Origin of the sequence: Chryseobacterium cheonjiense, assembly GCF_012927265.1 — a bacterium.
Taxonomy (GTDB): domain Bacteria; phylum Bacteroidota; class Bacteroidia; order Flavobacteriales; family Weeksellaceae; genus Chryseobacterium; species Chryseobacterium cheonjiense.
Genome location: NZ_JABBGF010000001.1, coordinates 796,311 through 809,396, shown reverse-complemented (window position 1 = coordinate 809,396; position 13,086 = coordinate 796,311). Strand labels below are relative to the sequence as shown.

The following is a 13,086-nucleotide window of genomic DNA, read 5'->3' as shown; positions in this document are numbered from 1 at the left end:
TCGTAAAATCCAGATTATGTTTTTATATTGAAATCTGAAAGGAAATATTTTAGTTATTGACCAGTTTCAGGGCACCTTCGCTGTATCGTGCGCCGACATTTGGATATTTTTTTAAAATCGAATCAACTGTTTCCAGATCAGCAGTAGAAAGTTCAATATTTGCAGCTGCGATATTCTCTTCTAAGTATGGGATGCGCTTTGTTCCCGGTATAGGAATAATGTCTTCTCCCTGATTCAGCACCCACGCTAATGCCAGCTGAGTTCCTTTAATACCTTTGGATTGGGCAAATTCATTAATTTCTTTCGCAAGATTTTTATTATTTTCAAGAAACTCTTCCTGATACCGCGGCAGGGATTTCCTGAAATCATCATCACCGAAATGCTGTGCTTCATTAATATTTGAAAATAATCCTCTTGCCAGCGGAGAATACGGCACTAAGGTAATTCCCAGTTCCCTGATTGTTGGAAGAATTTCTTTTTCAATATCTCTTGTCAGCAGAGAGTATTCTGATTGCAGGGCAGTAATCGGATGAATTTTATTTGCTTTTTTGATAGATTCTGCAGAAGCTTCGGATAATCCTAAGTAGCGCACTTTACCGGCTTTTACAAGATCTGCCATCGCCCCTACCGTTTCTTCAACAGGAATATTCGGGTCGACCCTGTGTGCATAATACAAATCGATTTCATCAATTTTCAACCGTTGAAGACTCAGATCCACGGCTTTTTTAATCCAGTCCGGTGAGCCGTCAAAATACGTTCCCGGAGATCCGCTGTGTCCCGCCGTTTCATTTTTAAAACGAAATCCGAATTTGGTAGCAATAAAAATTTTATCGCGGTTCGGCACCAAAACTTTCGAAATCAGCCTCTCGTTATCGCCGTTGGCGTACATATCTGCGGTATCCCAGAAGTTTATTCCCGAATCAAGTGCTTTATGAAGCGTGCTGATGCTTTGTTGCTCATCCGCAGGTCCATAAGCAAAGCTCATTCCCATACATCCTAATCCAATGGCAGACAGCTGCTCTCCTGTGTTCCCTAATGTTCTAAATTTCATGATAGCTTGTGATTTAAAATTTACAGTACAAAATTATAGAAGCCGGGCTTTCTATTTAATATACAATTCAAACGAAGAATTATAAAATTCAAACAACAGCAGTTCTTACTGCATTGGGTGATATTCCGGTCTGTTTTTTAAAATAATTGGTAAAATAAGCAGGCTCTTCAAAACCCAAACCATACGCAATTTCTGAAATATTCCAGTCCGTATGCTTGAGCAATGCATTAGCTTCCTGGATAATCCTCGCCGCAATCTGCTGACTTGTTGTTTTTCCGGTGATCTCTTTTACGGAACGGTTTAAAGAATTAACATGAATGGATAAGCTTTCGGCATAATCAACCGGACTTTTTAATTTAAGAAACCTTTCGGGACTGTCAATAGGAAACTGTCTTTCCAGCAACTCCATGAATAAAGAAGCTACCCTCTGTGAAGCGTTCTGGTAAGGTTCGAAATTTTCTGCGGGATGTATTTTCATGGTTTCATGAATCAGAAGATGAAGATAGGCCCTTAGCATGTCGTATTTATGAAGATAATCCGATTGAATTTCGGCCATCATTTTAATAAAAATATCCGCAACGGTTTTCTGCTGTTCTTCATTGATAAAGAAAACCGGAGTTCCCCCTATTTTAAAAAGCTGTGAATCCTGAAGATTTCCCAAGCGGTTCCCGTCATGCACAAAGTGATCGGTAAAAAGACAGAAATATCCCTTCTGGTTATTATCTTCTGCTTCCCAGGAATACGGAATTAGAGGATTAGAAAACAGTAATGCCGGACGGTCTACGTAAATCCATTTATCAGCATAATGAAGCTTTCCCTTCCCTATGATCAATGAAATTTTATAATAATCCCTTCTGCTGTACGGGGTTATTAAAGAACAGTTCTCACGTGAAAATACATTGAAATGACCTACTCCCGGTGTTTTAATACACTGCAGTCCTACGCGTTTGTAAAAACCTTTTATTGTTTCGTTAAATTCCATTTGTCAAAATTATAAAATTCAAACAATACTGTAATATTAAAATCGAAAGAATAGATAAAATAAAATGACCGATACTGCTACCGGCCATTGAAAAAATTGAATGTATAGTTGGATGATGATAATTTTCTTAGATATTATATATCATTTTTAATTTGTAATTTTAAATGAAGAAATTCTCACATCATTTCATTAACACCGAAAATCCCAATACTATGGAAAATATAAAATTTGAAGTATCTCCGTATCAGGATGAGTTGCAGATGATAATAGAAGGAAAAAAGTCCGGCTATATGTCTATCGAGGTTGATGGCAGACTGCTGATCGTTTACTATACCAAGCTTAATGAAGATCTTGAAGGCCAGGGCTATGCCAAAATGCTGCTGGATGAACTGGTGAAGTACGCAGAAGAAAAAGATCTTCTTATAGATCCGGAATGTGATTTTGTACGGCAACAGTTTGAAAATCATCCTTCACGCTACAAAAACATCTGGCACGCATAACTATTCGGTTTCCCACCATTTCTCAAAATGATGCTCTGCCGCGTTAAGATCTACGGGTTGCCCGATCATGGGTGTTAAAACTGAGAGATGTTTATTTTCGGCAAGACTGGTTACTTTTTTCAGAGGTTCATTCCATGCATGGAGTGCAAGGGCAAATTTTGATGAATGTACCGGAATGATATTTCGAGCCTGCACATCTATACTTGCCTGAATCACATCATCCGGTAATGCATGAATATATTTCCAGGCCTCATTGTACTGTCCGTTTTCAATAATAGCATAATCAAACGGACCGTAGTTCTCCCCGATCTCTTTAAAATGAGTATCATAGCCGCTGTCACCGCCGAGAAACAATCTTTTCGTAGGAGTGATCATAACATAGGACGTCCATAAGGTAACATTTCTTTTTACCTTCCTGCCTGAAAAATGTCTGGCTGGAGTAAATATTATTTTGATATTATTTTGCAGGTCAACTGCAGTTCCCCAGTCTTCCTCAATAAGCTGTTCGGCCGTATACCCCCACCGTTCCAGATGTGCACCTACTCCCAAAGGCAGAATAACCTTTCCCACTCTGTTTCGGATCGATTTTACAGTCGGGTAATCAAGGTGGTCGTAATGATCGTGGGTGATGATAAGATAATCAATGGCAGGAATATCTTCAGGTTTAAAAATATCCGCTCCCGAAAATGCTTTATTAAAAAATTTAAACGGGGAACCGTATGGACTCAGCACCGGGTCAATCAGAAAAGAAATGCCGTCTGTCTGAATATAATACGATGAATGACCGAGCCAGATAAAAACATCCTGATCTTTGGAAAGATTTTTGAGGTCCGTATGTATCGATGGAATTTCAGACAAAGGTTTAAGATGGGGATTCTTTTTATTAAACAGAAAATTAAACATCACTTTGGGCATAGAATACCCCTCTGCCAGCGCCGGAGTATTAGAAATATTCTGGAACTGCTTATTATTATAATGTTTGGAACGCTGTATTTTGAGCAGTCGCTCTCCGGTTGCTTCCGAACCGAAGACTGGCTGTCCCGTAACGACAAAATACAATACAATGGATAGAACAGCCAGGCTGATAATAATGTAGATCATTTTTCAGATAAATGTTAATGAGTGATAATATTCTATATGACGTTCGGTCGATATAAAACCTTTAATTTTACATGAAAATATTACGCCTTTTTTCGGAATGTAATGACGAAAACTTTAATTTTGAACTAAAAAAAGTGCAGAAAAAATATTTCTTCCTGCTTTTTCTTCTGTTAATCACGGCCTGCGGATCGGTGCGGAAACACAACGAGCGGCAGAAAATCTGTATTCCGCCGGAAAAACTGAAGCAAGATGTGGATTTCGCATATTCAAAGATCAAAGAAATGCACCCTCATCTTTTCTGGTATATTTCAAAGCAGGATCTTGACCGTAAATTTGACAGTCTCAAAAATACCATTGATAAGCCCCTTACACCGCTTCAGTTTTATTTTAAGCTGCAGCCGGTGGTTTCAGATATCCGGGAAGGACATCTTTCACTGAGAATTCCTTCTAAAAGGATTACCAAAAAAGAAATCAAATCCCTGGAGAATAAAAAAGGAATGTTCAGCCGCTTCGATTATTACATTCAGGATGACCGCCTTTTTATTAGCGGAAATAAAGATTCTGTTGAAAATATTAAACCCGGAACTGAGATTCTTTCCATCGATCATACACCTGTTTCTTACTACATTAAAAGATACAGGAAGCTCATCAGTACCGACGGATTCAATACCACTTTTAAGCCGTATTTCCTGAAAGACCTCTTTTTCAGTTATTATGTTGCAGAGAAAGGCTTTCAAAATCAAGCCAGCATTAAAACAGTTTATGAAGGAAAAACAAAAACCTATCAGCTTACCCGGGAATCCAAATCCGGTGATGACCTTAAAAAAGAAAAGGAAAACAAAAAAAGAACCGACGAGAAAAAAATCAACGATTATGTGGCTTTAAGTGATTCTTATAACAGAAATTTTAAATTCCTTGATAAAGACAGTACGATTGCTTACATCCAGGTAAAAAGTTTTTCTGGGGTTTATTCAGGTAAATTTTATAAAAATGCCTTTGAAAAAATAAAAGAAACCCACTCATCGTATTTAATTATAGACGTAAGAAACAATTATGGAGGCTCACTGGAAGAGATTCATAAACTGTACTCGTATCTTTCTCCCGAACCGTATATTTTGATTAAACCTTCTGAGGTAAATTCTGCAACAACACCTTTAAAAACCAATTACTTCCGCAAGAGCAATGTCTTGGAATACACATTTAAAACCCTTACCTATCCTGCTTTTTTCTTTGCACAGACTTTCAGCACTTACAAAAAAGACGGAAAGGTTTACTATAAAATAAAAGCGGATAAACGATCAAAACCCGATAAGAATGCTTTCAGAGGTAAAATATTCGTATTGATTAACGGAGCGAGTTTTTCAGCGTCATCGATTCTTACTTCAAAGCTTAAAAATGATAAAAGAGCAACCCTTGTCGGAGAGGAGACAGGAGGCGCCAATGACGGAACGGTAGCCGGATTTTATTCGTACCAGACACTTCCCAATTCCATGATCGATCTTCCCATAGGGCTTGTTTTTGTACAGCCGGATATCACTCCTACCAATACTAAAAAAGGTGTGGTTCCTGATATTGCCGTTCAGGAAACAATGGAAGATATAATCCATAAAAGAGACCCTCAGCTCGATTGGATCCTCAATGAAATTAAAAAAGAAAAAACCGCGAAATAATTACAGTAAGCCAGTGGTCAAGAATATATTAAAAGTAATTAAAATATTGGTCTTTACAGTTGCTGTCTGGTTTGTGGGACACACAGTATTTATCATTTCTGACGGACTTTCCGACAGTAGAAAAAATGCAGATCTTGCCGTGATACTCGGAAATAAAGTTAATGAAGACGGCACTTTATCCAAGCGGCTCGAAATGCGGCTGAAAACCGGAGTACAGCTATTTAAGACAGGACGTGTCAAACAAATTCTGGTAAGCGGTGGACTGGGAAAAGAGGGCTTTTATGAAGGAGATAAAATGAAAGAATTTCTTATTATTCAAGGCATTCCCGATTCGCTGATTATTGTCGACAATCTCGGAAATAATACCAGAGCTACCGTTGAAAATACATTAGCCTTACGAAAGCAGATTCGTTTCAAAAGTGTGATCGTCGTTTCACAATACTTTCATGTATCCAGAACAAAAAAACTGTTTCGGGATCAAGGCTTTGAAAATGTAAGCAGCGTCAGTCCGGATTATTTTGAATGGAGAGATATGTATGCCCTAATAAGAGAATTTCCTGCTTATTATACACAATAAAAGGTTTCGGCGGGCTTTCGGCCCGCCGAAACTATCGTTTAAGCTCATTCACAAGATTCTCAATCTGGATGATGTATTTTCCATATAACCACTTAAACCACCATTTTCCGATTACAAAAAGCAAAGGCATGACAATTACAATACTGCCGATAAGAATGCTTGCAATTTTCGTATCTGACAAAGGTACCGGCCGTGGAATAAATTCGAGAACAATAATGATCTCACATACCAGAAACGGAACAAAAGAAAGATAAAAAGAGAGATAATACTGCTTATTCAGCTGGAATTGGTGCAGCAGGTCTTTCAGGCTGTCGTAGGTTTTCATCATGGGACTGCTCATATTTTTATACAGTTTAAAAAACTGACTGAAAAAAAAGAAAGTCACAAAAACCATCGAAGCAATAAGGATGGTAATATAAAATTTAAACTTAAATGGTCCGGCAGAAAGGGCTATAAGGGTAAATGCGAAAACAAAAATTCCTACGGTAGACCAGAATTCCATGCGCATATTGCGGCGGATTTTTTCAAGCGGAAGGTTGATTTTATTCTTCTGTTCCATACTTATTTCCGGGGTTTCTTCAAAAGAATCGTCCTGATTCCAGGTATTTTTCAGTTCATCGATATTCATGACAGTTGATTTAATATGGTGTTTGATTTGAGTTTAAAATATCTTTAAGTTTATTCTTGGCGCGGTTCATTTTTACCCGTACATTTCCTTCCGAAATTCCCATCTGTTCTGCAATCTCTCTTCCGGAAAAATCTTCGAGATAATAGAAAATAAAAGCTTTGTCAATAGGATTCAGCTGGTTGATGGCTTTATACATTTCATTCAGCTTTTCTTCTTTATCATTACTAAATTCTTCATGGGCAATCTTGTATTCGGTGTAAGAGCCGTTACTGATGAAACTTCTTTTTTTCTCATTTTTAAGAAAGATAATCGCCGTATTCAAGGCAATACGGTACAGCCACGTAGAAAATTCACTCTGACCTTTGAAGCCGGGATACGCCTTCCAGACCTGATAGGTAATTTCCTGAAAAAGATCGTCACGGTCGTCTTTATCGTCCATGTACATTTTAGAAATCTTGAAAATGATTCCTTTATGCTTTTCAATTTTATCTAAAAAATCCTGTTCTGTTGAGACCATAATTTCTAACGCTCTGTGAGGTTAGTAACAACCCTTTAAAAATGTTACAGCGAATGTCAGCTTTTTTTTAATAATAAATTTAGTTTTTACAACAATATACTGGTCAAGCTGGTCAACAAGCTTTCGGTACATCTTCTTTGCTACACTGCAAAACCCCTGAACTGGCGGACAATTAACGGATATAGTATAACAAGAACAATATAGACGAAATGGTATTTATGGCTTAATATTTGTGTCTTCTGTGGTACACCAAAAAAATATCAATATGCCTTTTATTACGAAACAGGACGATAAAAACGTCGAACTTTACTATGAAGATTTAGGATCCGGACAACCCATTATTTTAATTCACGGATGGCCGTTAAGCGGAAAATCGTGGGAAATGCAGATTCCTGTTCTGCTGGATCTCGGCTACCGGGTTATTACCTATGACCGAAAAGGATTCGGGAAATCATCGCCAAGCCTTAATGGTTACGATTATGACGGGCTTGCGCAGGATCTTCATGAAATCATCACGCAGCTGGATCTTAAAAATGTGATCCTTTTCGGATTTTCAATGGGTGGTGGCGAAGTCGTTCGGTATCTCACCAATTACGGAACCGAAAACATCGATAAAGTCGCGTTAATTTCATCCATTATTCCTTTGGTAAAACAGAAAGATGACAATCCCGACGGTGTTCCTCAGGAAAAGCTTGATGAAATTATGAATGCCCTGAAAACAGACCGCATCACCTTCCTGGAATCCTTCCATAAAGATTTTTACAATGTAGGACTGCTTTCAAAAGCAGTAAGCCAGAAGCAGTTGGATTACGACTGGGCCATTGCATCATTTGCCAATCCCATCGCTACCATAAAATGTGCGGAAAGCTGGGCCAATACCGATTTCCGTCCCGAATTGAAAAACGTAACCGTAAAAACACTCATCGTACATGGAGATTCAGATAATATCGTTCCTATTGACACTGCCGGAAAACAAGCCGCCAACGGAATTCTTAACAACGATTTCATGATTATTGAAGGCGCACCTCACGGTCTCAACGTGACCCATGCTGAAGAGCTGAACGCGATCATCAGCAGATTTCTTACTTCGCAATAACAATTCTCTTCAATATATGTTTTGATTTCATCAATCAAAAATCCGCAGCACCTTTGGTGCTGCGGATTTATTATATAGTATAATGATGTAATTCTTTAAAATAAAAGTTACTCAACCAACCATCTACCCCATCTTAAATCGGTCGAAGCAACTACTGAACTCACAATAAAGCGCTGTAGAGATGCTTTCAGCATGACAAACGTAATGGAAATAACTGTTCAGAATACAGAACAACATATTCCACTAACACGATACAATTCCCCTCCCTTGGAAATCGAGGAACGAGATTCGCCGATTCTATTTATAAATAATTATAAATAAAAAGCACAGAGGCACTGGTGGCGAAAATTCAAAGAATTTACGACGAGGTGGTTTAAAAAGATCACAACATTAACAATTCACTCAAAACAAGCATTCACTGCTTCAACAAACCCCTCCCTGTGTCATTATGATGAAGGAAGAATCTCCCCATGATAACGCACCATCATCCGTGTAAATCCGCGAAATCTGTGCTTAAAAAAAACTCTTCACGCCGCACTGCTCTGTTCAAATCAAAGATCCGTGCAAACCCGCGAAATCTGTGCTAAAAAGATTCCTCACATCACCCCGCTCTGTTCAAATCACAGATCCGTGCAAATCCGCGAAATCTGTGGGAAAATAGATTCTTCACGCCCCTCCATTCTGTTCAAAATGACAAAGCCCATCACTTAATATTAAAAAATATAATCCGTACTCAGGAAATTAGAATCATGATCCCGCACAATCGTATTCAGAAGATTCTTATTCGATTCCGTTACTTTCGCAGCTACCAGCGAACGAATAGAGAAAGAACGTAACGCATCAAATACCGAAAGCGTTCCTTCCGCACTGTCTTTTCTTCCCGTAAAAGGAAAAACATCCGGGCCACGCTGTGCCTGACAGTTAATATTCACACGGCTTACAAGATTAACGAAAGGATCGATTAATTTCGATACTTCCAATGGATCTTCACTGAAAATGCTCACCTGCATTCCGTGGTCTGCATTCACCTGGTACTCGATCGGCTCATCAATACTCTCGAAAGGAACCACCGGAATCACCGGCCCGAACTGTTCCTCATGATAAAGCTTCATATCGCTGTTTACGGGATAAACCACCGCCGGGAAGAAGAAAGAAGCCTCATTAAAACCACCATTCTCATTAAGAACTTTGGCGCCTTTTGACTTCGCATCATCTATACATTCTTTCAGGTAAGGCGGCTTATTGACTTCCGGAAGCGGGGTTATTTTAACATCCTTTTCCCACGGAAGCCCTGGCTTCATCGCTGCAACAGCAGCTGTCAGCTTTTGCGTAAACGCTTCTGCTACGTCTTTCTGTACAAAGATCAGCTTAAGAGCAGTACAACGCTGTCCGTTAAAAGAAAGCGATCCCAGAATACACTCATTCACCGCAACGTCAAGGTTGGCATTTTTGGTAACAATCGCAGCATTTTTTGCATCAAGGCTTAAAATAGCACGTAAACGATTAACCTTCGGATGAAGTTTTTTCAAACCATTGGCCACTTTGCTGGAACCGATGAAAGCCAGCACATTCACTTTTCCGCTTTCCATAATCGGGGTGATAATTTCAGAGCCCTTTCCGTATAATGTATTAACTGTTCCTTTCGGGAAAGCTTCCTTAAAAGCATTCAGCAAAGGATAATGTGCGAGAACACCATGTTTAGGAAGTTTAAACAGAATCGTATTTCCCATAATCAGCGCAGGGATAAGCGTCGTAAATATTTCATTTAAAGGATAATTGAAAGGTCCCATACTGAGAACAACTCCCAAAGGCGCTCTTCTGATCTGTGCGATGGTACCTTCCGCCTGTTGGAAGCGGGACGACTCGCGGTCAAGATCCTTTAACGCATCAATGGTCTGGTTGATATAATCTACCGTCCTGTCAAACTCTTTGGTAGAATCTCCTAATGTTTTTCCGATTTCCCACATCAGCAGCCTGATGATCACGTCCCGCTGCTGAATCATTAGGTATACGAACTTCTGCATACATTTGATTCTTCCTTCCACCGACATCGTCGGCCACTCTCCCAACCCGTTATCATAAGCTTTTACGCAGGCATCCAGCACTTCCATTGCTTCCTTCGGGCCGATGTTGGGAACACTTCCCAGAAGCTTCCGCTGCGGACCGTTTTCTGTGGGAATACATACCGGCGAATAGATTTCCTGTACGTCTCCGCTCCAGGCTACCAGCTCACCATTGAGGAGGTATTCGCGCTGGTGGATTTCGGGAACTTTATACTCTTCGGGAATTTCGTTGTAGGGTTTGAATATTTCGTGAAATAAAGGGGTGCTTGATGATTCCATAGATCTTTTTATTGTATTACTGTTTAATGTTATTTATTTGAATAGAATAAAGGTAGACCTAAAAATTGATTTTAAAAAGACTGAATTAATAGATTTGCTCTATTTGAAATAAAATTAACATATAACTGCTGATGCTTTTACTCTGCACATTCAGAATTCATACGCTCCGATTGTCATCCCGCAAAGGATCCCAACCAACACAATAAAAATTCCCCTCCTTTGGAGGGGTGGCAAAAATTTGAAAAATTTTTGACGGGGTGGTTTCAAACCGTCCATCACTACAATCCACCGAAACACCAAACAATTATTCATTGTTTAAAAAACACCATCCCTGTTTGTCATCCTGTAAGAATCTAAACCAACCATCAGCACACACAACAAATTATTGTTTAAAAACTACAGCATAACAAGCTTAATACAAGCAGGAACACACATCAATAATGCGATGTCATTCTGACGAAGGAAGAATCTCATCCGCCAAGATAACACACAATCATCCGTGTAAATCCGCGAAATCTGTGGTTAAAAAGATACTTCACGCCGCTTCGCTCTGTTCAGAATGACAAAACAATATACCACCAACACAATAAAAATTCCCCTCCTTTGGAGGGGTGTCGAAAATTTAAAAAATTTTTGACGGGGTGGTTTAAAAACATCCATCACTACAATCCCACAAAACACCAAACAATTATTCATTGTTTTTAAACGATCATTTCTATTGTCATCCTGTAAAGGATCTAAACAATGCAACAGACGCACAACAAATCATTGTTCAGATGCTTCCAGCATGACAAATTAAACGGAAATAAAATTAAAGATTCTTCACCTCATTTTTGTCGTCACGACAACCGCTCCGTGTTTTGCTTTCCTACCATAAGCGGCAATCGCAACCTCTCCCCTTAACACCCGTACACTATCAATATGCTGTGAATCGATTTTTCTGAATCTCTTCTCACTCATTATTTTTCCATCAACCACATACACAGGAACATTGGTTCTGATGCTTACCGCTTGCAGCCCTCCTACCACCATACTCATGTGTTTAACGGAATCTTTACGACCACCGACTGTACATTTCCTTTCGTCTCTTCCGGTCTACTGTCTTTCTTAGGCTCGCATTGCTGGGCTTTAACAGCCGTAAATCCGCCTGCGGTCAGGATAAAACCTACCGCAAACTTTGCCAACAGCGTGTTGATATAGGAAAACTGCAGGTCGCGGTTGAGCTGTGACGTTGTAAAACGGCCGCAGACATTTTCAGTGCTGTGCGAAAGGGTTTCCATAAGGTGCTCATCGGGAAGGGCGGTAAAATCCTGTACGGTTTTTACGCATACGGAGCAGAATCTTCCCCGTTCAGCCGGAGCCATCTCTTCCCAGTTTTCATGACATGGGGTCGGTATCGTTAATTTCATAGCATACTTTTCTTATAAAGATGCAGTACCCGCTGAAAAGGTTGGAAATGGTGACATTTATTTCCCATAACCCTTCCGTACAGTCATAAAAAAACCCAGCGCGGTGCTGAGTTGATGAAGCTATTCGCTTTTAGGCTGATCGTCGTCTTTGCCCTTTCCCGATGAGGAATTTTTAGCGGCTTTTACCAGTTCGTTCACATCGTTGTAGAAAAGCTCCCATCCCGATACTTCCTTCATGGCCGTCAGCAAATTGAAATACGATTTGAGGTTTTTCTCAAGGACCTTTCGGATGGCTGATGCGCTGGACATCTGCCGGAGGTCAGCATTGGCTTCAGCCTGACCGGCAAAGATCAGTTCAAAAGCGTCATGCTTGGCTTTCATTTCGTTAAATGCTGCATTCAGGGAAAGTGCGGTGATTTTCTGGCTGTTTTCAGGACGTTCCAGCTCCTCGATCAGCTTTTTCATCTGGGCGGTCTGGGACGAATAGCTCAGCCGGTCGAGATCCAGTCCGAACTGCTTAAATACCTGGTACAGTTCCTCTGCCAGCTGATAATTGACCGCTGTGGAAAGCTTACGGTAACCGTTTAAAAATGCTTTGAGGCTTTTGTACGCAACGTCGCGTTCATAATCTGCGCCGGCAACATCTGTTCCCTTCCCGCTATAGATCTGCTTGGTGTACACCTCATCATACGCTGCATAAGAAGTCTGTATCGCTGATACAAGAGGATGGTTGGAAATAACAGGATATTTTCCCGATTGGGCATTCGAAATAATTCGCTGGGCAAGAGTAGCCAAGTCTTTGGTACTCAGCCTCACTAATGAGATTTTCATACTTGAAATGTGTTTTTATTGTTAATTATTTATGAATTGAGACGAACAAATATAAAAAATTCTACATTTAGTTTAAAACATTTTGCGGGAAACAAAATGCAGTTGCATGAAGTTCCCCACAACTTGCAGGAGACTTCATGCAATTGCAGGAGGTTACAAACAGACTTGTTTTAAACAAAATGCAGATGCAGGAGGTTTCCCGCAACTTGCAGGAGACTTCATGCAGTTGCAGGAGATTTGTTTCAGGGTTGTTTTAAATTCCGTAGAAATACGGAATGGAATGTGGTGGTGGTTTTTTATTTTAGCACTTAATTATATACTTATATTTAGAAGTATTTGAAATAATAATACAATTGTTTGTAGATAAGTGGCATTAGTCTAA

At 39.7% G+C, this 13,086-nt stretch carries 14 protein-coding genes; 5 read left to right on the top strand and 9 right to left on the bottom strand.

Features of this window, described 5'->3' with window-relative positions; all coding sequences use genetic code 11:
- Window positions 1–49: 49 nt before the first annotated feature.
- Together HHL20_RS03760 and HHL20_RS03755 are read right to left on the bottom strand one after the other, a co-directional pair.
- Window positions 50–1,051, bottom strand: a complete 1,002-nt coding sequence (locus HHL20_RS03760) for an aldo/keto reductase (protein ID WP_169229842.1) — start codon at window positions 1,049–1,051, stop codon at window positions 50–52.
- Between the two features lie 88 nt (window positions 1,052–1,139).
- Window positions 1,140–2,033: a helix-turn-helix domain-containing protein gene (locus tag HHL20_RS03755; protein ID WP_169229841.1), complete on the bottom strand. Its 894-nt coding sequence runs from the start codon at window positions 2,031–2,033 to the stop codon at window positions 1,140–1,142.
- 212 nt (window positions 2,034–2,245) lie between these two features.
- Between HHL20_RS03755 and HHL20_RS03750 the strand changes: the two genes are divergently transcribed.
- Window positions 2,246–2,533: a GNAT family N-acetyltransferase gene (locus HHL20_RS03750; RefSeq protein WP_169229840.1), complete on the top strand. Its 288-nt coding sequence runs from the start codon at window positions 2,246–2,248 to the stop codon at window positions 2,531–2,533.
- On the opposite strand, the gene HHL20_RS03745 is transcribed toward HHL20_RS03750, so the two are convergent.
- Window positions 2,534–3,634, bottom strand: a complete 1,101-nt coding sequence (locus tag HHL20_RS03745) for an MBL fold metallo-hydrolase (protein ID WP_169229839.1) — start codon at window positions 3,632–3,634, stop codon at window positions 2,534–2,536.
- Window positions 3,635–3,705: 71 nt separating this feature from the next.
- Between HHL20_RS03745 and HHL20_RS03740 the strand changes: the two genes are divergently transcribed.
- Window positions 3,706–5,304, top strand: a complete 1,599-nt coding sequence (locus HHL20_RS03740; protein ID WP_169229838.1) for a S41 family peptidase — start codon at window positions 3,706–3,708, stop codon at window positions 5,302–5,304.
- A 46-nt stretch (window positions 5,305–5,350) separates the two neighbouring features.
- Window positions 5,351–5,881, top strand: a complete 531-nt coding sequence (locus HHL20_RS03735) for a YdcF family protein (protein WP_228463081.1) — start codon at window positions 5,351–5,353, stop codon at window positions 5,879–5,881.
- A 31-nt stretch (window positions 5,882–5,912) separates the two neighbouring features.
- On the opposite strand, the gene HHL20_RS03730 is transcribed toward HHL20_RS03735, so the two are convergent.
- Together HHL20_RS03730 and HHL20_RS03725 are read right to left on the bottom strand one after the other, a co-directional pair.
- Window positions 5,913–6,509, bottom strand: a complete 597-nt coding sequence (locus HHL20_RS03730; protein WP_169229836.1) for a hypothetical protein — start codon at window positions 6,507–6,509, stop codon at window positions 5,913–5,915.
- Between the two features lie 10 nt (window positions 6,510–6,519).
- Entirely contained in the window at window positions 6,520–7,026 is a 507-nt protein-coding gene (locus HHL20_RS03725; protein WP_169229835.1) for an RNA polymerase sigma factor, read from the bottom strand.
- A gap of 265 nt (window positions 7,027–7,291) precedes the next feature.
- Between HHL20_RS03725 and HHL20_RS03720 the strand changes: the two genes are divergently transcribed.
- Entirely contained in the window at window positions 7,292–8,122 is an 831-nt protein-coding gene (locus HHL20_RS03720) for an alpha/beta fold hydrolase (protein WP_169229834.1), read from the top strand.
- Between the two features lie 713 nt (window positions 8,123–8,835).
- On the opposite strand, the gene HHL20_RS03715 is transcribed toward HHL20_RS03720, so the two are convergent.
- The 4 genes from HHL20_RS03715 to HHL20_RS03700 all read right to left on the bottom strand — a co-directional run bounded on the left by HHL20_RS03715 (window position 8,836) and on the right by HHL20_RS03700 (window position 12,704).
- Window positions 8,836–10,464: an NADP-dependent glyceraldehyde-3-phosphate dehydrogenase gene (locus HHL20_RS03715; RefSeq protein ID WP_169229833.1), complete on the bottom strand. Its 1,629-nt coding sequence runs from the start codon at window positions 10,462–10,464 to the stop codon at window positions 8,836–8,838.
- 822 nt (window positions 10,465–11,286) lie between these two features.
- Entirely contained in the window at window positions 11,287–11,502 is a 216-nt protein-coding gene (locus tag HHL20_RS03710) for a hypothetical protein (RefSeq protein ID WP_169229832.1), read from the bottom strand.
- On the bottom strand, window positions 11,499–11,873 hold the full coding sequence (locus HHL20_RS03705; protein WP_169229831.1) for a hypothetical protein: 375 nt from the start codon (window positions 11,871–11,873) through the stop codon (window positions 11,499–11,501). Before HHL20_RS03705 ends, HHL20_RS03710 begins: the two co-directional genes overlap by 4 nt.
- A 120-nt stretch (window positions 11,874–11,993) precedes the next feature.
- On the bottom strand, window positions 11,994–12,704 hold the full coding sequence (locus tag HHL20_RS03700) for a DUF6261 family protein (RefSeq protein ID WP_169229830.1): 711 nt from the start codon (window positions 12,702–12,704) through the stop codon (window positions 11,994–11,996).
- Window positions 12,705–12,810: 106 nt separating this feature from the next.
- Between HHL20_RS03700 and HHL20_RS03695 the strand changes: the two genes are divergently transcribed.
- A complete protein-coding gene (locus HHL20_RS03695; RefSeq protein WP_169229829.1) occupies window positions 12,811–13,044 on the top strand; it encodes a hypothetical protein in 234 nt (77 codons plus the stop codon).
- Window positions 13,045–13,086: the final 42 nt, after the last annotated feature.

What these genes read in the sequence shown, in the direction of transcription:
- HHL20_RS03760 (WP_169229842.1), bottom strand. Translation starts at nt 1,051, where the DNA reads ATGAAATTTAGAACATTAGGGAACACAGGAGAGCAGCTGTCTGCCATT.
- HHL20_RS03755 (WP_169229841.1), bottom strand. Translation starts at nt 2,033, where the DNA reads ATGGAATTTAACGAAACAATAAAAGGTTTTTACAAACGCGTAGGACTG.
- HHL20_RS03750 (WP_169229840.1), top strand. Translation starts at nt 2,246, where the DNA reads ATGGAAAATATAAAATTTGAAGTATCTCCGTATCAGGATGAGTTGCAG.
- HHL20_RS03745 (WP_169229839.1), bottom strand. Translation starts at nt 3,634, where the DNA reads ATGATCTACATTATTATCAGCCTGGCTGTTCTATCCATTGTATTGTAT.
- HHL20_RS03740 (WP_169229838.1), top strand. Translation starts at nt 3,706, where the DNA reads ATGAAAATATTACGCCTTTTTTCGGAATGTAATGACGAAAACTTTAAT.
- HHL20_RS03730 (WP_169229836.1), bottom strand. Translation starts at nt 6,509, where the DNA reads ATGAATATCGATGAACTGAAAAATACCTGGAATCAGGACGATTCTTTT.
- HHL20_RS03725 (WP_169229835.1), bottom strand. Translation starts at nt 7,026, where the DNA reads ATGGTCTCAACAGAACAGGATTTTTTAGATAAAATTGAAAAGCATAAA.
- HHL20_RS03720 (WP_169229834.1), top strand. Translation starts at nt 7,292, where the DNA reads ATGCCTTTTATTACGAAACAGGACGATAAAAACGTCGAACTTTACTAT.
- HHL20_RS03715 (WP_169229833.1), bottom strand. Translation starts at nt 10,464, where the DNA reads ATGGAATCATCAAGCACCCCTTTATTTCACGAAATATTCAAACCCTAC.
- HHL20_RS03710 (WP_169229832.1), bottom strand. Translation starts at nt 11,502, where the DNA reads ATGAGTATGGTGGTAGGAGGGCTGCAAGCGGTAAGCATCAGAACCAAT.
- HHL20_RS03705 (WP_169229831.1), bottom strand. Translation starts at nt 11,873, where the DNA reads ATGAAATTAACGATACCGACCCCATGTCATGAAAACTGGGAAGAGATG.
- HHL20_RS03700 (WP_169229830.1), bottom strand. Translation starts at nt 12,704, where the DNA reads ATGAAAATCTCATTAGTGAGGCTGAGTACCAAAGACTTGGCTACTCTT.
- HHL20_RS03695 (WP_169229829.1), top strand. Translation starts at nt 12,811, where the DNA reads ATGAAGTTCCCCACAACTTGCAGGAGACTTCATGCAATTGCAGGAGGT.